The organism is Paenibacillus sp. FSL L8-0708, from assembly GCF_038009325.1.
Classification (GTDB): domain Bacteria; phylum Bacillota; class Bacilli; order Paenibacillales; family Paenibacillaceae; genus Paenibacillus_AQ; species Paenibacillus_AQ odorifer.
This window is the reverse complement of the sequence record NZ_JBBPBC010000001.1, coordinates 3017900-3038666: the sequence shown is the minus strand read 5'-3', so window position 1 is coordinate 3038666 and position 20767 is coordinate 3017900. Positions and strand designations below refer to the sequence as shown.

General features: G+C 45.1%; 17 protein-coding genes. 1 reads left to right on the top strand and 16 read right to left on the bottom strand.

Annotated elements, in window-relative coordinates; translation table 11 throughout:
* Positions 1–95: 95 nt before the first annotated feature.
* The 10 genes from NYE58_RS14290 to NYE58_RS14245 form a co-directional block, all read right to left on the bottom strand.
* Positions 96–737 carry a DUF1775 domain-containing protein gene (locus NYE58_RS14290; protein ID WP_076130655.1) on the bottom strand — a complete coding sequence of 214 codons (642 nt, stop codon included), beginning with the start codon at positions 735–737 and terminating at the stop codon, positions 96–98.
* A gap of 63 nt (positions 738–800) precedes the next feature.
* On the bottom strand, positions 801–1460 hold the full coding sequence (locus NYE58_RS14285) for a response regulator (protein WP_038570057.1): 660 nt from the start codon (positions 1458–1460) through the stop codon (positions 801–803).
* The gene (locus NYE58_RS14280) at positions 1457–2275 is read right to left on the bottom strand and encodes a sensor histidine kinase (RefSeq protein WP_076130653.1); all 819 of its coding nucleotides are present in this window, start codon (positions 2273–2275) and stop codon (positions 1457–1459) included. Before NYE58_RS14280 ends, NYE58_RS14285 begins: the two co-directional genes overlap by 4 nt.
* Before the next feature lie 241 nt (positions 2276–2516).
* The gene (locus tag NYE58_RS14275; protein WP_341002161.1) at positions 2517–3410 is read right to left on the bottom strand and encodes a hypothetical protein; all 894 of its coding nucleotides are present in this window, start codon (positions 3408–3410) and stop codon (positions 2517–2519) included.
* A gap of 20 nt (positions 3411–3430) precedes the next feature.
* Positions 3431–4351: a cysteine synthase A gene (cysK, locus tag NYE58_RS14270; RefSeq protein ID WP_341002160.1), complete on the bottom strand. Its 921-nt coding sequence runs from the start codon at positions 4349–4351 to the stop codon at positions 3431–3433.
* Positions 4352–4498: 147 nt separating this feature from the next.
* Positions 4499–8395 (bottom strand): discoidin domain-containing protein, encoded by a 3897-nt coding sequence (locus tag NYE58_RS14265; RefSeq protein WP_341002158.1) that lies wholly within the window; start codon positions 8393–8395, stop codon positions 4499–4501.
* 266 nt (positions 8396–8661) lie between these two features.
* The gene (locus NYE58_RS14260) at positions 8662–10356 is read right to left on the bottom strand and encodes a methyl-accepting chemotaxis protein (RefSeq protein ID WP_341002157.1); all 1695 of its coding nucleotides are present in this window, start codon (positions 10354–10356) and stop codon (positions 8662–8664) included.
* A gap of 160 nt (positions 10357–10516) precedes the next feature.
* Positions 10517–11215, bottom strand: a complete 699-nt coding sequence (locus tag NYE58_RS14255) for a Crp/Fnr family transcriptional regulator (RefSeq protein ID WP_036683474.1) — start codon at positions 11213–11215, stop codon at positions 10517–10519.
* Between the two features lie 94 nt (positions 11216–11309).
* Entirely contained in the window at positions 11310–11834 is a 525-nt protein-coding gene (locus tag NYE58_RS14250) for a hypothetical protein (RefSeq protein ID WP_076130648.1), read from the bottom strand.
* Between the two features lie 24 nt (positions 11835–11858).
* A complete protein-coding gene (locus tag NYE58_RS14245) occupies positions 11859–13376 on the bottom strand; it encodes a DUF4153 domain-containing protein (protein ID WP_341002156.1) in 1518 nt (505 codons plus the stop codon).
* Positions 13377–13488: 112 nt separating this feature from the next.
* On the opposite strand from NYE58_RS14245, the gene NYE58_RS14240 reads away from it, so the two are divergent.
* Complete coding sequence (locus tag NYE58_RS14240) at positions 13489–15180, top strand: ABC transporter substrate-binding protein (RefSeq protein ID WP_341002154.1); 1692 nt, start codon at positions 13489–13491, stop codon at positions 15178–15180.
* 68 nt (positions 15181–15248) lie between these two features.
* On the opposite strand, the gene NYE58_RS14235 is transcribed toward NYE58_RS14240, so the two are convergent.
* From NYE58_RS14235 to NYE58_RS14210, 6 genes are all read right to left on the bottom strand, one after another.
* Positions 15249–17240 (bottom strand): CotH kinase family protein, encoded by a 1992-nt coding sequence (locus tag NYE58_RS14235; RefSeq protein ID WP_341002153.1) that lies wholly within the window; start codon positions 17238–17240, stop codon positions 15249–15251.
* An 87-nt stretch (positions 17241–17327) separates the two neighbouring features.
* Positions 17328–17819: a DinB family protein gene (locus NYE58_RS14230; RefSeq protein WP_341004264.1), complete on the bottom strand. Its 492-nt coding sequence runs from the start codon at positions 17817–17819 to the stop codon at positions 17328–17330.
* Between the two features lie 31 nt (positions 17820–17850).
* On the bottom strand, positions 17851–18294 hold the full coding sequence (locus NYE58_RS14225) for a GNAT family N-acetyltransferase (protein ID WP_076219441.1): 444 nt from the start codon (positions 18292–18294) through the stop codon (positions 17851–17853).
* Between the two features lie 124 nt (positions 18295–18418).
* Positions 18419–18553: a hypothetical protein gene (locus NYE58_RS14220; protein ID WP_256715869.1), complete on the bottom strand. Its 135-nt coding sequence runs from the start codon at positions 18551–18553 to the stop codon at positions 18419–18421.
* 79 nt (positions 18554–18632) lie between these two features.
* Positions 18633–19166, bottom strand: a complete 534-nt coding sequence (locus NYE58_RS14215) for an AAA family ATPase (RefSeq protein WP_076219442.1) — start codon at positions 19164–19166, stop codon at positions 18633–18635.
* A 116-nt stretch (positions 19167–19282) separates the two neighbouring features.
* Positions 19283–20701: an NAD-dependent malic enzyme gene (locus NYE58_RS14210; RefSeq protein WP_076130640.1), complete on the bottom strand. Its 1419-nt coding sequence runs from the start codon at positions 20699–20701 to the stop codon at positions 19283–19285.
* Between the last annotated feature and the right edge of the window lie 66 nt (positions 20702–20767).

Sequence of the window (20767 nt, the reverse complement as noted above, 5' to 3'; positions counted from 1 at the left end):
TTATCACCAATTAATTCATGCAAGAAGCCTCCGCCAATAAACGACGGAGGCTTCTTGCATGAACACTATATTCTTGTATCACAACTAGTTCCCGCTTACTCTTTTCGCCCGCGCAATATACTTATGGTTGCTATTAAAAAGGCTAGTAAAGAGATCCCTAATGCGATATAGACCATTGGGTTGACACTGGTGGAGTTGTTCTCGCTTTCCATGATGGCATTATGTTCTTCCATGCTCATGCCATTGTCACTGGAACCATGAGAATGTTCATCCCCACCGGAGGCTTGCACAATCGAAGTAATAGAATGCGGACTTTCTGTTCCTGCCTCACCAGACCACTGCACCAAGCTGCCATCGGCATAATGCTGATAAGCATCCCAAGCAATGTCGCCTGCAGTATCAGGATTCTTTGCTGTGAAATAGAAACGTTGGAATTGCCCTGCTTTAATTCCTTCTCCATTAGCTATCCAGCTAACTTTGTTCCCCTCAATGGTAACATCCCAGCCCGGTGTAGCCTCATATTGCTTGAACTCGGCACCCGCCGGGATTCGTAGATCGACTTGTACAGTCGCCACATCTTTTTCTGAAGGAACTTTAAGTGTGTAAGTCTCCCATGCTCCGGTACTGGATTGTGCTGGTGCTACGGTTACGTGCGCGCTAGCCACGGCTGCGAACAACAGAAGTGTTGCAGCGGCTGGTGCGAAGAGTGTCATTATTTTGCGAGATAATCTGTTCATAGTTAGAGTGCCTCTTTCTTTAAGTAATTTTATCATTTTTCACTTTCATCTCTATCCTCATATTTACCGCGGAAAATCACGTTTACGTGAAGCAAGCCCCTGCTCCAGAGCATAACGCGTTAGCTGCGTACGATTTTGGAGTTGAAGCTTCTGAAGGATGTTTTTCAGATGGTTTTTTACGGTATGCTCCGAAATCGACAGGCTTATGGCAATCTCTTTATTCGTCGATCCGGAAGACACACAGCTTAAAATCTCCTTCTCCCTTGCCGTCAATGACTCTCCTTCGTCCGTTACTGAAGGAACGGTAAATTCTTTCAAGATTTGAAAAGCCAGCTCCCGGCTTAGCGGTGCTTCTTCATTCACAATGGCTTGCAAATATTCAATCCAGGTGGAAGGTGCCAGATTCTTGAGTAAGTACCCTTGTGCGCCTTGCTTCAATGCTTCGAGGAGGTGGGAAATTTCGTCCGATACTGTAACGATAACGATTTTGACATAGGGATATTCCTGCTTGATCCGGCGAGTAGTCTCCAGCCCGTCCATCTCCGGCATCTGAATGTCGATAAGAATAAGATCAGGCATCCACTGGGCCGTGAACGCGATCGCCTCAGGACCACTCTCCACTACACCAATGACCTCAAAACTATCATCCATGGACAAAATCTCACACATCGCCTCACGCGCATGCGCATGATCATCCACAACCAAAACCCGGTACCGGCTCATAAACTTCCCCCTCCTTTCGTAATTTCCACATTTGTCCCCGTATTGCCGGAGCTCACCTGAAGCTTCCATCCCATTCCTTCGACACGTTCCTTCATGATCTGAAGGCCGTAACTTCCGTTCACCTCAAAGGGATCATGCTGAAATCCTTCGCCATTGTCGACAATCGCCACGCTCCAGTTTTTCTCAGTGCCTGCACCTGTTATAGAAACCTTCGCCGCTCTTGTATGCTTACGCACATTAATAATAGCCTCTCGGATACAAGATAGCAGCTCTGCTTTTTCCGAAGGAGAGAGGGCTTCATCCTGTAGACTCCAATCCAAGGAAACCTCAATCATAATCTCGTTAGCCATTTGAGCAAGCTGATCTTTAACCGACTGTTCCAATGAAAAAGAGTGCTGCTCAGACACTGGTACCTTCAGATTGGCGATCGCCTGTCGAACATAACGGTTCACCTCGTGGACGGTCTTTTTGATCTGATCCACATTTTCTTCGCTGACTTCCCCATTCCTGCGGCTTGCTTCCAAACGATCTATTTTGACAGATAAAAGAAATAAAGATTGCGCCATTCCATCATGCAGTTCCTTAGCTAGCCCTTCCCGGGCTTTCATTGCCTCTTTGAGCGCACGTTCCTGCTCCAGCTCCCGCTGATTCCGCTCCATCAGCGAAAACAAAGGGACGAGCAATACAAGAGTGAACAAAAATACGAGGACAGGTGTCAAATAATTCCCCAGATCCATCGAGATATAAGGCATTAGAAACTGATGGCGCACGACCTCCCAGATCCCTACCATTAGCGTTGGCAGTAACAGGATCATATACTTGATTCGGTTATACGTTGCTGTCCCCTCCCGTACATCTTATGATTAACAATATCACCGTCACAATTCTGCTACATGACTCGATCGGGCTATTTAAAGTTCTTATTGTTACAAATTTAAGTATTTTAAAAAAATAATGCTATCCTTCATAATATTATAAGCAATATATAGTGAAAATTTATACTTTCTTATATTGTAGCAAAAAAAAGATACATCCTTCGATGTATCTGCATCCCAGTTATAGTGGTGATGTGTAGCGTCCGTATTGAATGTCCATTTCTTTAAAAACATCTCCCTCTTTTTTCAGGAAAAATGTGTTTACGCCTTCCGCTCCCCACCACTCCATACCGAGTAATGGACCTTCAGCAGTTTCCGCCGCAAAAAGAATAGAGAACATCTCAGGTATCACTTCCCCTCCATCATCCACTCTCCAGACGGAAAATTCATCGCCTTGAATGACAGCCGGATAATCCATAAAGGTAAGCCCGGCCTTATCTTCCAGCACAAGACTAAATAACATCTCCTGATCCTGCCTAATGAATTGAACGAGATACAGCTGCCGATCACCAGACAGGTCAGCAAGTTTCCAAATGTGCTCTACTTCACGATTTTTCGCAGAAACAATATTCTGCCGCACACTTTCTGCAACATTTAGCGAGGCTTGCTTAACCTCCGTAGGCTTAACAGAGATTAACGCATTCGCATTAAACTCTGCCTGATCCGTCAGGTAATAGGTCTCATCAGGGGTCGCATTCCCCTCTTCAACCGTATAAAGATACCCTGGCAGATTCACAAAATTGTGAGCCATCTCCCGGCCATTACTGTTCTCCGTACCCTCCTGCCATTTATTCAATTTCACTTTTAGCACTTGCCCATGATCGCCGATCGCCTCATTCAATTGTTGCATTTGCGCATCCAGCCCTTTTTCCTGCCCGGTGACTAAGATGCTCTTGCCAGACTCATCTGCAAAACCAAAATTCGCCTTCAGCTTTTCAGCTTCCAGATAAGCTGCTGGCTGCTGCATGCTTGCCGTTGGTGTCGGCTCTGCACTTGGAGAAGGGTTTGGATTGTTAGAGCCTGAGCAGCCCGCCAGCAGTAGAACAATAAGGAAACTCACACTGAGCTTATTCATTCCCATTCCTCCAGACGAAACTAAAATATTCCCATACTAAGATACCGTTCCCCTGTGTCAGGTGCAATGCAAAGCACGCGTTTGCCAGCCCCTAGACGACGTGCTTCCTGCAACGCCGCCCATACAGTGGCACCACCGGATGGACCCAGCAGAATTCCTTCTTTTGCAGCCAGCGTTCTTACCGTCTCCAAGGCAGCTTCATCCGCAACCTGAACGATGTCATCGTAGACCTTTGTATTCAAAATGGCGGGTACGAAGCCCGGACTCGTTCCTACCAGCTTATGTGGTCCTGGCTTTCCTCCAGATAATACGGGCGAGCCTTGCGGCTCAACCACTAGAACCCGGATATCAGGTAGATGCTCACGCAAAACCTCACCGGTTCCAGTTATCGTGCCCCCAGTTCCTGATGAAGCAACAAACACGTCCAGCTTACCTTCCATTTGCTCCAGGATTTCCAGAGCGGTCGTTGTCCGGTGAATATCCGGGTTGGCTTTGTTCTCGAATTGCTGTGGAATAAAACTGTTCTCCACTTCTTTTCCCAGCTCAATCGCTTTTGCAATAGCTCCCGGCATCCGTTCTGCTGCGGGCGTCAGCACAACATCCGCACCATAAGCCTTTAGAATATTGATTCGTTCCTTGGTCATATTATCAGGCATGACAAGAATCGCTTTATACCCTTTTGCCGCGGCATTCATCGCTAAGCCTATCCCTGTATTTCCACTAGTCGGCTCAATAATCGTCCCGCCCGGCTCCAGCAAACCTGCTAGCTCGGCTTGCAGGATTAGATTATAAGCTGCCCGGTCTTTTACACTGCCACTTGGATTAAAAAGCTCCAGCTTCACGTATAGTTCTGCATCTTGGGGGCTAGTCAGCCGATTTAATCTTACAACCGGTGTATTCCCAATCAGCTCTGTTATATTGTTAACCACTAAGGATGTCATTTTAGAGCCTCCTTCATTTCTGTACCTTCCATTATTGTAACGTGAGCAGCACCTCCTGTCGATTCAGAACCTTAGTTTCTGCAACCTGAAAACAACCGCCCCCCACGAAAGCGGGAGACGGCTGTTCAGTACTGGCAGCATTTATTTTTAAGGATTAACGTTAATCGTAAAAGTAGACGTATTATTTTTAATATTCGTTACCGTGTTGGTAATCTTCAGATTGTTAAAGGTGGCTGACCCTCTGGCAGGACCTTGCCCAGCCTCAGCCGCTTCATTTACCCAGATGCCCACTCCGGATTTGCTGTCAAAAGCATCTCCACTCTTTTGCGCACCGGAAATTGTGACATTCGTGAAGAGGGTATCTGTCACTGGGAATTGCGGCGTGGAGCCGACATAGTTGGTCTGGAACATGATGCCATGATAGGTTGGATCAATGATATCCACATCACTGACACGAATGCCTTGGAATACCTTAGAGGCTGAGAATACCCAGATTGCCGGGAAGGTCTGTGCCCCCCAGAAATGTCCACCTGCACGAACAATGGAAATATTCTCAAAATTCGTTGTCGGTGAAGCGCCAAAGCCGTTCATTGGATACCCGAAGTCAAGTGAGCTGATCGTAATTCCAGAATAGCAAAGCGTGTCAGCAATATAAATGTTGCGGAAGGTATTGGCATATCCGCCATAGACGGCTACACCTGCTGCCCGCCAGGTCAAGATTGAAGTGAGATTCTCATAAATATTATCCTTCATATCTGCACCACCGGAATCAATAGCCGAAAACAATGCAAAGCTATCATCCCCTGTTGCCCGTGCCTCAATATTGGACACGAGATTATTCGTGCTGCCATTCGTCATATTGATGCCGTCAGCGAAGGTGTTGCGGATACGGGAGTTTTTGATCACCATGTAATCCGTATTAGCTCCCCAATACATACACACCTGATGTTCGGTCCAGATGTTATCGATCGTAATATTTGCCACATTGGAGAAATCAAATACTTTACCCGGGCCATCAATACGTGATGTGTAGTTCCCAAAGTAAGCAAAATTCGCAAAAGTAGAGCCGTTAGCGGTATCGCTTGCCCGGAAACCGATATCCGTATTCTCCTGATTCGTTGGAGCGTAAAATCTCGTATACCATGGGCCCGCACCAATGATCTTCACTGCTTTTCCATAGACCTGAAATTTACTGGAGGTCTGATAGTTACCGGCTGGTAAATACACACCTACGAGATTTCCGGTCGTATCCATGCGTACTTTATCTAGCGCATTTTGCACATCCTGATGTGTAAAGCCGGCTGGGACCGTATATTTGGCCGGATCTGGATTGGTAATCGGTGATACCTGCTCCAGACTGATGAAATCAATGGCATACTGCGAGGTATTTGCCACATCCTTTTGCAGTCGAATCGTACTACCTTTCGGAATCGTGCTGTCGAACATAATGTTAGCTTCATCATAAATATGCCGCGGAGAACCCGCGCTTGGTGAATTGCCGGGACTTATCTCTGAACCGTACAGCCATGCATATTTAGAGGTCAGATTAATCGCCTTGGTATAAACTCCGTTCACATAGATGTTCAGTGTAGCATTCGTACCGTCTCCACTCGCCGAATCTGGAATGGAGAAGCGGGTGACCAGTGTATTAGTGTCAGCCTTAGTAGTGAATTCTACATAACTGCCTGTAGTATTCAGTGTGACTGCTCTTCTGCCTGAAGCCTCACCCGCAAGATCTCCAATGGTCCGATTAGCAGTAAGCTTCACAGCCCCGCCACCAATCACACCCTCCTCAGCCTCATACATGTCGTAAGGCATATTGGCTCCACGACCTACAAAAAGAGACTGTGTTTGAATATTATTGGCCTGTTTAACTGGCAGCTCATTAGTGTCTACGGCAATTTCCGTCTTCACAGTATATTTGCCATTAGCTGCTGTCCAAGTGCCAAGACTAACAGGAGGCGCTGTTACTCCACTGCCAATCACGCCGTTATAGGTTCCAGTTAAGGTTTGGAGTACAGCATTCGTAGTAGCATCCAGAACCTTCAAGGTTATGTTATGCGCACCCCCTGCGGATGCTGCTGTCCCTTGATTCTTGATTGCCACCGAGAATCTGACCACATTGCCGCCTGCTGGATTGCTTGGTGTCCAGCTAACAGGGGAAGCTACTAGATCAGAACTGGATACGGGAGCTATAATAAGAGAATTTGGGCTAGTGAAGCTGTTATTGCCTTCGTTCAATTCAATAACCGTATTATTCTCGTCAACCTTTGCAGTTAAAGTATAGGTAGCAGCATCCTTTGCGCCCATATTTAAAGTGACGTTCGTAGATGCGCCAGCCGCTAATGCCCCCACTGGGCTAGTGCCTACAAGTGTGCTGCCCAAGTAGAAATTCACATTAGTCGCTATGGAAGCTAACGTTCCAAGGTTTTTTACCGTTGCATTTAAAGTAATGGCATTGGTCTCTACTGGAGCTGAAGGTGACCATGTAAGACCGGTTATCGCCAAATCCGGATTAGCAGCTGGTGCACCCATCACTTGGAATTCAGCGATTTGTCCAGCGGTTGAACCAGTATTGGTGGTAATCTTCAACTGTACTTCACTAGCCGTGGCCGTTACCGGAATAGTGACCGTATTGCCAGTTGCCGGATTAAAAGTATACACGGTTGCTGGCACAAGACTAGTAAAGGCTGTTGTATTCTGAGTATGCCCAAGCACTTGAACAGTCTGAGTACGTGTGGACCAGGCCGATGATGGATTCAGTTTGAGGACAATGGATGTAATATCGGCATTACTACTCAGGTTTACAGATAATGTATTGGGATAACTTCCTCCTGCTCCTTCCCAGTAAGTAGTTACATCACCGTCATTCGCATTTGTAGGAACAAAGGTAAAGACGGAAGAGGAAGCGTTGATGCTTTTGTTCAAAGCCAGATTGGAACCCGCCCCAGGCGTTGGTGTAACTGTTGGTGTCGGGGTCGGTGTTACCGTTGGCGTTGGTGTAGGTGATACTGTCGGTGTTGGCGTAGGTGTTACTGTCGGTGTTACCGTTGGAGTTGGGGTAGGTGTTGCCGTTGGTGTCGGAGTTGCCGTCGGCGTTGGCGTAGGTGTTGTCGCAGAAGCTGGAGTGACGTTCAAATTATCTAGATTCACATTTCCAGTGTCTCCTGCATCGTACTTATAAGTAATCGTGTTAGCGCCAGCATTCAGAGCCAGCGTCTCAATCTTTGTTGACCAAGTATTCCAATTGGCCAGATTCGCAAGTGAGGTTTGTTTAATTTTAGTTCCATTCACATAAACACTAATGGTTTTTGTACTGCCTGATGCATTTGAAAATCTTAATGTAGCATCATAGTTACCAGCAGAAGCCACATTAACGCTAAATGTAGTCGCAGCACCTTGATTTAGGTAACCATCAATAAATCCTGTACCTGTATAACCTGTATGATCCGTGTTAACCTTGGCACCACCGGATAATGCGGCATTCTCCGCTTCATATCCTGAGGATGGAGTTGTAGTTGTATTACCATGAACCTCAAATTCCGCTAACTGTGCTGCTGGCCAGACTGTATTGGATGTGAAATTCAGTTTAACATATCTGACATTCGCAGCTGTAAAGCTGATGGTCACTGTATTGGAATCACTCGTTGGATTAAATGTATAATTGGCGGAATCTACTAAGTTATTGTAAGCTGCATCATCTGTACTCCCTTGCACCGCTAACGTTTGAGTTCTTGTTTCCCAATTCGTAGGCAGCTTTAGCACAACCTGATTCACGCTGCTTGCTGCCCCTAAATCCACTTTAACCCATTGCGGAAAAACACCGCTTGCGCTCTCCCAATACGTTCCTTGGCTGCCGTCATTAGCATTGGCTGCTACGTATACATCACCGAAGGAGCTTGAAGTAATAGTCTTCCCTTGGGCTAAATTCCCCGCGGCTAAACTCACCGAGGGATATAATCCTAACTGACCTACAAATAATATAACAATCAAACAATAAAGTACTGCCGTCTTCCCGGTAAATCTTTTAGAAGCTGCTATCATTGAATAACCACCTTCCAAAATTTTGTGGAGCTACACAGCAAAAAGGATGCGCTTTCAAAACAGTAGTTTTATAGACATTCGCCTCCTACATTTGAAATGATGGATTACGGATACAAGCTAACTAATAACGCTAATAATATAAGTTATAGGTAGATGGCCGTCGATGGCGATTTCTATGCTTTGTATGTGGGATATTACGTTCAACAAAAAAAGCCCCGGAGAGGCCAAGGGGACTATATTGCCCCTTAACTCTCCGACGCTTCATGTTATACATTAAATCTAGCTACCAACCCTTGCAGTCCATGCGCCATTGTACTTAATTCACTTGCAGAGGATGCAATTTGTTCGACCGAAGCCATTTGCTCTTGTGAGGCTGCTGACACATGCTGAGTACTCGCAGCGGTTGTTTCCGAGATTTGCGTAACGTTACGAATTGACTCTACAATCTCATCCGCAGCCGCCGTAATCTCCTCCACGGCTCCAGATACTTCCTGAACCTGTTCAGCAAGTGAATCTATAGATAATCGAATCTCACCGAAGGAACGTCCCGCTTCCTCGATAATCTCCGTACCTCCCTTTACTTCACGCATGCTGCTCATCATCACCTTCATGGCATCATCTGCTTCACTTTGGATCCCAGTCGCCATTTCTGCAATTTGATTGGCGGATTCCGCGGACTGCTCTGCCAGCTTACGGACCTGATCGGCAACCACAGCAAAACCTCTACCTTGCTCACCAGCACGAGCTGCCTCAATCGTCGCATTTAGGGCCAGCATATTCGTCTGCGAAGCGATTCCTTTTATGACTCCTACAATACTGCCAATCTCCTGAGATCGATTCACAAAACCTTGGACCTGCTGTGATAAAGATTGTATGGAGTGATTAACAGATTCCATTTGCTGCCCAGCGGCCTGAAGGGATTCATCTCCTGTAATGGCAAATGCCGCAGAGCGATGGGAGGCTTCCGAGATGTCCTGGACACTGGCAGCAATTTGACCGATTCCTAGTGATATTTCTGAGATTGTAATTGTATTGGTCTGCAAATCATTCATCTGTCTGGCTGTTCCGGAAGCGACTTCACCCATAATATCCGATATTCGTTCTGTGGCGCCTGCCGTCACTCCACTATCTGACCTAAGCTTTGTAGAGGAACTCGCGAGACTATTTGCTGATAACTTCACCTGTTCAATCATCGTGCCCAGATTATCTGTCATTTTATTAAAGTTAAACGCCAGTTCACCAATCTCATCTTTAGAACGAACACTTAACTTGCGCGTAAGATCGGCATCCCCATCTGCAATTTCCTTCAACTGAGTGTTCACATCACGAAGCGGTTTAATAATCCGTCCAGAAATTAGCAGCGCAAGGACCACCGCGAGCACTACCGACAATCCGGTCACACCAAAGCTAGTAATCAAAGCGTTATTACGATGCGAATTTGCCAGGCTTTGTCCATTCTCTATTTCCTCCATGAGCATGTTCTGAAACACAATCTGAGATTCAATCATAGCGTCTAATGACAGGTCCGTGAATTTCTTCTGTGCTTCCGGGAAATTTCCTTCCTTAGCTAAGGCAAAAGCTTCCTTCAGAACGATCAAATAATCATTCCATTTGCTCTTCAGCTCAGTTACACCCTTTAACTCAGCTTCACTTAACCGGGCATTCTCCAGCTCTGTAATAGCATTTTCAATCAATGGGAGCATTTCTTCATACTGCGCCAGATATGAATTCCGCTCATCATCTGTGTTGCTCATCACATAACGAGCACCCAGCTCATCTGCGGTACGAATCTTATCCGTTAAGCGTTGAACAAGTGACAGCTTGTCCCAGTTACGATTAACCTGATCTGTCAATTGGGTAACCTTCCCCTGAAACAATGTGTTTCCGGCTATCGCCACTAGAAAGACTATAATCACAGCAGTAAATCCTAAGACTATTTTCCCACGGATACTTTTCACCATCGGTTTTCCTCATCTCTATATGTATGTAGATCTATTTGGTACTTTTATCCTACTAGCTCTCCCTTAAGCCTCTCTGAATTTGAACTGAATGTTTGCTTAAAAAAACAAAAAGACCCCTATTTCCGGCCGAGGCAGGAACTAATAGTCTCTTGAGATCTTTTTATTCGTATAAATTTCCGTTAGCCAGCTCTGCCAGCTTCGATTCATCCAGTACACTTAAGCGTCCACGATTTCGTGTAATGATTCCTTCATCAATAAAACGCCGTACGATTCGATTAAGATGCCGATAGCTTGTGCCAAGCAATTCTGCTGTCTCAATAAGACTTGAGGTCCGAATCTCCTCCACCCGCCGGTCACCATTTTTATCTGCGAACAAAGACATTAAATAACTGGCAAATCGATTCTCCACAGGATACAACAGGTTAAGTGCGGAGGCTTGACCGAGCGTATGCAATTTGTGACTAAGTTCTCCGACGAGAAAACGTAACAACGCTGTATTTTCCTCAAGCTCTCTCAGGAGTAGTCTTCTCCCTGCAAAAAGAATCAAGCTCTCACCCACAGACTCCACTTGGTTCTTAACAGGGAACCGGTGAAGGAGCTCTACATCCCCAATCACAGATATCGGATTTGTAAACCGCACCAGCATAGATTTGCCATTTGGCAGCAAGGTCTGAATTTTGAGCTTGCCCTCAACCAATATGAACATCCCATCCAATTGATCGCCAACCAGACACAGCTTTTCTTCATCCGCGTAACGTCTCAACTCCATTTTATGCGTTACCAGCGGGCTAAATATTCCGTCCAGACCGTTCTTCACTGCCAAGGCACGGACAGCCTCACGGTCATTTATCGTCTGCATGTAGTGCCCCCTCTATTGTTTGCTCCAGTGTAATTTAGAATACCCCACAAAAAAAGGACATATGTCCTTTTTAATAAGGTTTTCCTATGACACTTTACATTACAACAGAATCCACACAATAACGAATCATATCTACCTTCTGATCCTGCAGCCAAAATTCAATACTCCGATGGTTGATTTTATCCACGTATCCGATAATCTCAGCCCCTTGCTCCCCTCTTTTATAATAAGAAGTGCCATAAGCCTTGATCACTTCGTCTGCTGAAGCTCCAATATGAATATCTCTTGCCGTACTCATCGTATGATCGGAATAGACGCTGATTAGAATGATCTTATCATCACCACGTGCTGTGGCTATTGTTGTCTCGTGACCCAGATCATAATACTGATACCGCTCTATATCATTATTTGGCTTAGGTTCCCTAGCGATTGAATCAAGGCTTTGAAGCAGCTGAATGCCGCCCAGACTTTCCTGTTCAAGATGGGTGCTGGAAACACGCGAGTAATGATTTTGTTTGGGCGCATTGTATAAATAGATATGATAGATCCCGTAACTTAAACCTACCGTAATAAAAATAATGATAAATGACCAGCCTCTTTTAAATGGCTTCTTCCTCACTGACCTCACACCTTCTTCTTACCTTTACTGTGCAAAATATTCAGCCAGCTCACGCTGCGCCAGATATTGCGGGAAATTAAACGACTGCCATGCCTGCTCACGCTTATTGAGTTCTCTCCATTCATTCTTTAAAAAATCATCCAGCATCCCATCTTCCTGTTCACTAAACCTTATCAGAGAAGGGATGACCTCCGGAGATAAACGGACCAAATAATTGGCGTCCAATTTACCACTTGCCGCATAGCGATCCATATTTTTATTAGCGATAATAACATCCATCCCGATATAGTTCATGACGACGTAGGAGATCAAGCCCAGCACAATATAACATTTCGCCAATGGCACACGCTGAACAGCTATCCGTAAGGCTGCAACCACCAACAATAAGCCCATAAATATCATAAATGCATGCACTAAAAACCGAGTCGTGGTATAGCCGTACACCTCTTCATATAGAGTCAGACGGGTATAGGCGGAATATAACATAACTGTCGAGCAACCAACCAGAATGTAGAGCAGGACATTAATGAATTTTTGCAGCCCCCCACTTCTTTTTCCTTCCGATACCAAAGCCAGCAGCAAAATCACGAAATTAATCGCAGCCACCATAATCAGCTCAAAAAATCCACTACGTGCGTAATCAGCATATGAGCTGCCCTCTGGTAAAATCCCTTCCCATGCTCCAAACAAGTAAGAAAACTGTACGAAAACAAACAATACATATACCGTGTTAATGGCTATAAGAATCGTCGTCATAATTATCGGATCCATTTTAAAGCTTACAGGCGCCAGCACTGGACCATATTCCTTAGGCTGCATATTCCAGTCATAGATTTTCGAATCCACATACCCCCACACTAAGCCGAACAAGCCCATGCCCAACAGGATAATCCACAGCACCCGCACAAAACCTTCCCCAAATGAAATCCGATCCAGCACATTCGGCAGCGCCAGCAGTACATGATGAAACACTCCGTCCGCTGAGGACAGCAGAGTCACCACAACCAGCAATATTGGAAAAGAGATCGCAAGTCCTATCAGCACTTTCCCCATGACCTGCTTACGCTCGTCCTTCATTTTACTGCCGCCAGACCTTTTAATGATCGTAAACACAGTGCTCCAATGGCGGAAATTCTGTGGAAGCACATGCTCCAGCGTGTTCCCCACTAATCCAAGCCGGCTCCAAGCCGGCCGTTTATCACTAAGCAAATAAGTCATATGTAATAAAATCAACACCGGGATCACCAGCAGGTTCAGCCCAAAGAAGAAAAAATTATGTAAGAATAAATAGGTTAATGAAAGTAGAAAAATCGCTCCAAACCAGAAGTAACTGAATTTGTTAAGCTTGCGGATTTTAGCCTTGGCATAATAAAGCATGAACGCATAGAACAGACATACAAAGATTGGATACGATAGGCCCGCCAGCTTTCCATAAAATAAATACTGATGAACTATTGCCAGTAAGAACGCGGCAAGCAAAGCAGCAAGCGATCGATTAAGCCTAAGTCCCGTTCCCGTTTCCATTTCCATTTCCTCGGTCATGGTAATTACCCCCATTTTCTTACTTTCTCATCCTTATTTTACGTGATAAAATAAGAAAAAAAAGAGAAAGAATTTATTTATAATTTCCTATTTTCCGAAAGGAACCAAAACAATGAAGCTGCATAGCCAATTTTTAAAGCTGCAATCTCATTTTGGGGGAGCCACAGAAATCTCAGTGACGATGGATGAGTTGGCATTGATTTTCGGCTGTACACACCGCAATGCCATGCATATTGTGAATAAAATGATGTTGCAGGAATGGATCAAATGGACGCCTAAGCGTGGACGGGGAAGCCGCTCTTTGCTGCAATTTCTTGTTCCCTCCGAAGAAATAGCCCTTCAATCCATGATGCAGGCGATTAGCCGCAAAGATGTCCACAACGCTATAGAAGGCATCAAAACCCATGCCAGCTCCACCTCACTGCAGGATACACTGCAGGGTTGGCTGCTGACCTATTTTGGGCATCATTCTGAAATTCGTAGTGACAAACAAATTGATACTCTCCGGCTGCCTATTACCCAGCAGCTCCATACCTTCGATCCGCTCTATATGAATCTGCTGGCAGAGTCATTTGTTTCCAGCCATGTTTTCGACGGGTTAGTGAAACGAAGTGGTGAACGGGACAAAATTGTTCCCTGTCTGGCTCACGCCTGGGAAGTCGATGAGAGCCGGACGCTCTGGACTTTTTTTCTACGCAAAGAGGTGTTATTCCATCATGGAAAAGTGCTGACAGCCAAGGATGTAGTCTATTCCCTGGGACGGTTGATGCAAACCTCTAAACGGACACTCTATAGCTATATTTTCAAAGAAATCCAGCGGGTCACCGCATTAAATCCATCTACCGTTCAAATTACGCTTAAGCAGCCTAATGAACTATTTCTGCCATTTTTGTGTACGAGCAGAGCCGCAATTGTACCGCGTGATTTAGAAGGAATGGATGAGCAGAGCTTTGGCCGTAGACCCGTGGGGACTGGTCCCTTTAAGGTTGTGGATATGACCGAGGACACTTGTGTGCTGGAGGTTTTTCCTTATTATTTTCAAGGACGGGCTCATTTAGATCGGGTTGAAATCCTTTATGTCCCGTGGGATACCGAAACGTCATCCTCTGATACGGGTTCTGCTTTTCACGTGATTCAGAATCCCTCATCCGCCAGTTCTTCGACCTGGAGCCGAATTCATTCGGAGTCTTCCATTCGGAAATTCGTCACCTGCAATACGCAAAAAAAGGGACCGCTAAGCGATCCCCTGCTTCGGGCAAAAATAGTCTCCTGTTTAAAAGACGATTCAGCGTCCATCGAGCAAGAAGCGATAATAGATCAAGAAATCACGTTGCAAATCTCTACGATTCCACAATATGCTGGCGATGCTGATTTTATTGCCACTAGACTAGAGCAACAAGGTTATAAATGCAATGTCATTTCCGTGTCTCCAGAGGAATTTAAAGGTCCGATTCGGCTGGAATCAGACCTGATTGTTTTCTCATTATTCCGTGACGAGGATGAACAACTTCGTTTGTTTGATCTATACCTCACACTCTCTAAGCATATTGAACCGCATACTAGAGCGGATATTGAAGGCTGGTTATATACCATCGCGCGCGAACCTAATCCGGTGGCCCGAGCGGAAAGTTTCAGTATCATCGAGAACCGTCTGATTGAAGAGCACCACCTACATATTTTGTATGAAAAACCTACTCAGACTGCTTATCTCCCTTCTGTCCGTGGAGTTAGCTTCAATAGCCAGGGTTGGGTTGATCTTCGTCATGTCTGGTTTCCGCCACTGCTCTCTAGCAGCACGAATTGATCTGCTTGAAGTAAAAAATGCGGAAATCCAGAGCTTGCCCCGGATTTCCGCATTTGCGATAAAGCTAATTATAAAGCTGCTGTTTTAGTCGTAGCTGTAACTGTAGAAGTCCCTGCATCCCACTTCACATCCATGTTCAATCCCTCGGAAATAAATCTTACCGGAACCAGTGTCCGGTTTCCGATAATTTGCGGAGGAACGTCGAGTGTGAGTGCTTTGCCATTGATGTAAGCAGTCTTGCTGCCAATGGCCATTACGATCGTTGTATTGTCTTTTACTGCGGTGATTTTCTTAGTCGTTTGATCCATGGTTACTGTAGCACCCAGAGCATTAAAGATTGCATTCACTGGCACCAGCACCCGGCCATCCTTATTCACAGGAAGCTGATCTGCAAAGCTGACCGCTGTTCCGTTTAAAAGTACGGATATTCCCTTAGTGCCCGTCGTGTTCGGATTCGTTGTTGATGGCGTTGTAGTTACAGAGGGTAGAGGTGTGACGTTAAGTCCTAGCTGGCCTTGCAGATTAGCAAGTCTGTTCAGCGCAAAGGTCATAATCGAACCTGCTGCCATTGTCCCCATACCTTGTCCCCCGCCTCCAGCGTTACCTGTTGGAGGTGTAGGATTGCCATCAGTCGCAGTCGCTGTATTATCAGGACGTGCTGGCGGTGTCGTTCCATCCGGTGGTGTCATACTCTCCATCCCTTCAGGAGGAGTCATGCCTTCCATCCCAGCTGGCGGAGTCATTCCTCCACTACCACCCATTTCACCTGTTGCTGAGTAAGTAACATTACTTTCAAATTGTTCCATGGTATAAAATTTGGTTGGGTCTGCTTGAACGTAAGGTTTGATCAAGGTAGCCAATTCAGTAATTCTGCTCTGAATTCCTTCCAAATAATCAACCAGCTCAGATACATATTTCAGGTATTTAGTCTTATATTCAGGCACTTCCAACAGATTAGCAATCATTGGGACCTGATCTAAACTTATCCCAAGCGTTGGATTATCAATTGATGCAGTTACTGCGTTGGTATTGGCTGCAAGGGTTGTTGCCGATGTAGAAGTTGTGCCCGCAGCAGCTGTTGTGTCTGTTGTACCTGTTCTGCCGCCTCCGCCACCAGAATACCCGTTAAAGGACATGTTCATATCCCATGGAAGTACACTAAATTTACCGGATGCATCCCCGTACAACATATAATTATGACCTTTATCCCCGTTATAGCTGTCATAATTACCCAATACAGCATTAGCGGCAATATACTTCAGTGCCGAATCCACATCTAGCACACTTTCAATAGAACCCTTCTCACCGGCAGGCATCTCATCCAGCACCTTGATGAAGTTCTTCAACGAAGCTTTATCATCTTCCTTACCTGTATCATAAGTTATTGTTTCGTAGTCACTGCCTTCTTTGTACTGCAGATAACTTTTTTCTTCTGTATCATACAGAACACCATCGTCATAATTTTCTCCATAGGTACGTTCTAGATAGCTATCATCTATCGCTTCCACACCTACATAAAAACCATATAATTCTCCGTTGATATACAGGTTGGTGAACACAGTCAAAGGTGCATCCACACCTACAGAACGAAGCGCTTCGTAATGTAAATATTCACGAATATACGAAGGGTCTGAGTAATTGTTGTTCAGTACCATTTTATCAAGACCAAGTAACGTTTGCTTCTTATCATATTTATCAAATTTCAGCCGGAAGCTGTATCTATCCGAGTCTGTCATACTGGCTACCGATTTTAACGTCAGATTCCCTTTAGTAGAAAATCCAACATTTTCAACAACATTCCCGTCAACTTCAACCTTAACTTTTTTGTATTCTTTTTCGAGGGGACTTGCTAATATACTTTTCCAATCCGCATCATCAATCGTTACTTTAACATCAATGATTCTGTCACCCGCGAACAGGGATTCATACGCTTTCGTTACACCTGCATCCGCCGCACTAACTACGGGCGTGTTTCCAGCAACACCAAACGCCGTTGAGACGATAGCAAGACTTAGTGTAGCTGCCATGAACTTTCTCAGCAAATTTTTCTTCTTCACCATGTGTAATCCTCCTGAAGTACAGATTTATGTTTTCGCAGTTCAAGGAGATTGTAAAATATGAATCTGAATATACGCTGAATAGCTTGTCTATGCTTTGCCAGGTAGGCTGTTTATCAGCCCTCTGCCAATCAGATTAGCTGAAACCGGCGGTTTTCCGATCTCTCTAGCCCAGACCGATAATTGCCCGACATGATGAATCTCATGAGCAATCACATGGCGCATTACCTCACCCCAGGCATCAGTCACGATCCTGCCATCCGGAAGATGATCCTCAAAAATCCTCTGCTCCAGCCCCTCATGCCAAGCCGTTACAAAGGGTTCCACCTCTGTGTGGAATTTTGCATCCAATTCTCGTACTTGCTGCAAAGTCTTGTACCGCTCAAAATCCTCTTGGAAATCCGGCTTTCCTTGCAATACTTGAATCCAGCTCCACTCCACATCAACAATGTGAAAAAGCGTCTTAAGAATACTGCCTACACCACCTATACGTGTTGCGAGCAACTCCTCCTCAGAAATATCTCCACACCACTCATACCATTGTTCACGGACCATCCAGTTATATTGAAAAAATGTTTGCAGGTTAAAAACCTCCTAGAAAGTTGTGTACTTTTTAATGGGAGCTTAAATGTTTTCGGTATCCCTCCACCTTTTCATCTCTATAACCTAACGATTCATAGAACACATGCGCTTCCTTCCGCTGCTCACCGGAGACTAAAATGATATAATAGCAGTCTCTTTCCCGGGCCGCTTGTTCAATGGCGTTCATAAGTTTTTTGCCAACGCCTTGACGGCGTGCCCGCGCTGAAACCACCACATTCTCAATCACCATAAACGGTTTGCAGTCCCCCACTAAGTCCTGACACACGATCCCCATCAAAGACCCTAGTAACTCTCCTTCTACAAAAGCACCCAACAGGATGTAGCGGTTATCCGCCTTGACCCCTTTAAATACTTCTTCAAGCCTATTAAGGTCAGACGGTTTATTCATCAGCTCTTGATATAAATTCCCCAGTTCAGGAAGAGATTCCATTTCTATTTCTTTAATAACAACCATGATTGTTCATCCTGCTTTCTTTTAAATTAACAGCCCTGCTCATACACATACAGTCCGCCATTCCGTGGATGAGATATTCGCTTTCCATTATAACCTCTTTGGACCAACTGCTGTATTAATACCTTCATAAAGAGTAATGCCCATAATTCCAAACTTCCTTCAACTCGAATTCGTCTTTCTGTCCATCCCACTCTACTACCACTTTGATGATAGAATCCTCTCGCTCAAACGCACCAATCCCAGAATGTACGGACTTCAACTCACCTTTGACTCCCTCAACATTATTGCTGAATTCTTCTGTATCCTGTTGAATAAATTCCGCCGACCAAAAGTTCCTCCTATACCATTTGTAAATATCTCAGCACGATCTCAACGCGCTCTCCAACCGATAAATCTTCCTCTATTCGTAAAATAGGACATTCCAGTGCGGACATCCATTCCTCATGCAGCACTTTGCTCCTGACTTCAACTCCAGCAACATCATATAATGCCGCCCACTCCATAAAGGTCTGATATGCTTCGTATTTACTTCCTCCAGGCAAAATATGATCACCATATCTCTCGTACTCTCTGGCTCTTAATCTATCTAAACGAATTTCCGGTGGAAGTCCTAGAAAAATAACCAAATCGAATAATGGTCGAAGGCCATCTCCCCAGCCACATACCGCACCGCTTAAAATCCAAGGCTCCTTATGGGTCAAATCGCTTGTAAGTTTCGCTAATCGCGCATTGACCTCACGCTGCTTAGTGAATTTATGCTCCCAAAAATAGTCGTCACTGTCTAACTGGACATGTGGCAACACTTTAGCTAATTCGTAACCTAATGTACTCGTTCCTACGCCTGAGGCTCCCATAATATGAATTCTTCTCATACCTTCCCTCACCTTTAAGTGGATTTAAAGTTGCAATTCGGGCAATTTTCCTCCAAGTATAAAAACAAATAGACTGCTCTCTAAGTAAGCAAAGCAGTCCATTTATCGTATAAATCTTATTCCGTTATAGCTGCTACGTCTTTAGGAATCCGGCGTGCTGCATCCGTGGATATAGCCGCTTGGATTACTGCCAGGCGCACCTGCTCAACTACTTTTTCGTTAAAAATACTCGGGATGATATATTGCTCATTGAGTTCATCCGGATGAACGACTGATGCAATGGCTTTTGCCGCAGCCAGCTTCATTTCCAGATTCACAGTTCTAGCCCGGCAATCAAGTGCGCCACGGAAAATACCCGGAAAACATAACACATTGTTGATCTGGTTCGGATAATCACTTCTGCCTGTCGCTAGAACGCGAACAAAAGGTTCTGCCAAATCCGGTTCAATCTCCGGTGTAGGATTAGCCATCGCAAAAACGATGTTATCACTGGCCATGCTTTTGAGATGATCCACGGTTAGAATTCCCCCACGGGACACCCCAATAAAGACATCTGCCCCTCGTATAACCTCCGTTATTCCACCCTCAATTCCCTCAGGATTGGTTGCGGCAGCAAGCTTCTGCCATTCCGGATTATCATACTGGAGATCTTTTCTGAGAACGCCTTCACGATCAACCGCATAAATATAACGCGCACCCGCTGCCAGCAGCAGATTACATATGGACACCCCAGCCGCCCCAATACCCACAACAACAATCCGTGCATTTTCAATAGATTTATTTACAACTTTAAGCGCATTCAAAAGTCCTGCAAAAGCCACCACGGATGTTCCATGCTGATCATCATGAAATACCGGAATGTCCAGTTCTTCCGCAAGCCGGCGTTCGATTTCAAAGCAGCGTGGCGAACTTATATCCTCTAAGTTTATCCCTCCAAAGCCAGGAGAAACTGCTTTTACGATATTGATAATTTCATCCGGATCTTTGGTATTTAAGCACAGCGGAAAAGCATCAATGTTCGCCAATTGCTTAAACAGCATCGCCTTACCTTCCATGACAGGCATAGCGGCTTCCGGCCCGATATCCCCTAGTCCAAGCACAGCAGTGCCGTCCGAAACGACTGCAACTGTATTTCTTTTCATCGTCAGAGAATAAGCTTTTCTGGGATCTTCGGCAATCGCCGTACATACCCGGGCTACCCCCGGCGTATACACTAAGGATAAATCTTCCCGATTTTTAATCGGCATTTTAGGTGTGATTTCAATTTTTCCGCCAAGATGAGCCAGAAAGGTCCGATCCGACACGTTGATTATTTTAATTCCCGGCATCTTCGATAATATTGAGATAATATCTCCATTAGCTGCGTCTTGCACATTCACTGTTATATCTCGGGTAGTGACATCCTTCCCTGCACGTATCACGTCAATAGCAACAATATCTCCGCCAGCTGCGGCAATTCCTGAAGCAACATCGCCAAAAGATGCAACCGATTTCCGAATTTCGAGCCTGATAATCATTGTAGTCGCAATCGACATGAATTAGCCTCTCTTTCTTCAATCCTATTATTTAAAAAATACTATACTTTCCCATTTAAACATATC